The following is a 1822-nucleotide window of genomic DNA, read 5'->3' as shown; positions in this document are numbered from 1 at the left end:
ATTGGGTTTCCAGTAATGGTTAATCCTACCATTGGATCGGTTACTACTACATTGGTAAGGGAAGTATTTCCAGTATTTGTTACTGCAAAAGTATAGGTAATTACATCACCTAGTTTACCTGTTCCACTTACTACCGCTGTTTTCACAAGCGCAATACGAGGCGTTTGAGTCAGTGGCGTATCAGTAGGCGTGTTGTTATCAACTGAAGTACCAGAGATATCCGTTACATCTTTATTATTTGGATCTTTCGCTGTTGCTAAAGCCGTGTTAACCACTTTACCCGCATCGATATCCGATTGAGTAATCGTGTACGTTCCTTTGATAGCAGAGCTAGAAGCACCTACTGCAAGAGTTGCAATTGGGTTTCCAGTAATGGTTAATCCTACCATTGGATCGGTTACTACTACATTGGTAAGCGAAGTATTTCCAGTATTTGTTACTGCAAAAGTATAGGTAATTACATCACCTAGTTTACCTGTTCCACTTACTACTGCTGTTTTCACAAGAGCAATACGAGGTGTTTGAGTCAGTGGCGTATCAGTAGGAGTATTGTTATCAACTGAAGTACCAGAGATATCTGTTACGTCATTTCCTTTTGGATCTTTCGCAGTTGCTAAAGCCGTGTTAACCACTTTACCCGCATCGATATCCGATTGTTTGATCGTATATGTTCCTTTGATAGTCGCATTAGAAGCCCCTACTGCAAAGGTTGCAATTGGGTTTCCAGTAATGCTTAAACCTAGCATTGGATCAGTTACTATTACATTGCTAAGCGAAGTGTTTCCAGTATTCGTTACTGCAAAAGTATACGTGATTACATCACCCACTTTACCCGTTCCACCTACAGCAGCTGTTTTCACAAGTGCTATTTTTCCTTTTTGAGTCAGTGGCGTATCAGTAGGTTCGTTGTTATCAACTGAAGTACCAGAGACATCTGTTACGTCTTTATTATTTGGATCTTTCGCAGTTGCTAAAGCCGTGTTGACTACTTTACCAGCATCGATATCCGATTGTTTGATCGTGTATGTTCCTGTAATAGCCGAGCTAGAAGCCCCTATAGCAAGGGTTGCAATTGGGTTCCCCGTGATGGTTAAACCTGCCATTGTATCGGTTACGATTACATTCGTAAGGGAAGTATTTCCAGTGTTGGTTACTGCAAACGTATACGTGATTACATCACCTAGTTTACCCGTTCCACCTACAGCAGCTGTTTTCACAAGAGCAATACCAGATTCTGTAATTGCATAAGTATAAGTTGCAGTACAACCATTAGCATCTTTAATTACAACGCTATAATTACCACTTAATAAACCAGTTAGGTCTTTTGACGTAGCACCATTTGACCATAAGTAAGTATATAAAGCAGTTCCTCCAGAAACAGTTTGCGTAATTGTACCGTTGCTACATCTCACGCAATTATTATTATTTGTTATAATAGCTGTAGCATTAATTGCTGCTGCAGGTTGAGTGATTGTTACTTGCGTTGTAGCCGAACAAGAACCATTTGCGTTTCCGTTAGGAGCCGTAGCGGTTAAAGTATAAGTTCCAGCAACCAATCCAGTATTAGAAACAACCTCGTTAGCAGCATTAGTGATTACTACAGTTGAACCAGCACTATTAGTTACAGCGATAGAACCGTTAGCCTCACCAAAGCAAGAGGCATTGGTAGCGATTCCGCTTACCGTAACTGCGATTGCAGGTTGAGTGATTGTTACTTGCGTTGTAGCCGAACAAGAACCATTTGCGTTTCCGTTAGGAGCCGTAGCGGTTAAAGTATAAGTTCCAGCAACCAATCCAGCATTAGAAACAACCTCGTTAGCAG

At 41.0% G+C, this 1822-nt stretch carries 1 protein-coding gene; it reads right to left on the bottom strand.

Going from position 1 to position 1822, the window contains the following annotated elements:
- Positions 1 to 1822: beta strand repeat-containing protein (locus BC961_RS00035; RefSeq protein WP_121923823.1), on the bottom strand; the 1822-nt coding region annotated here is incomplete at both ends.

The sequence above is a fragment of the Flavobacterium weaverense genome (assembly GCF_003688495.1).
Classification (GTDB): Bacteria; Bacteroidota; Bacteroidia; order Flavobacteriales; family Flavobacteriaceae; genus Flavobacterium; species Flavobacterium weaverense.
The sequence above is the reverse complement of the archived record's forward strand: the minus strand, read 5'-3'. Positions and strand labels throughout refer to the sequence as shown.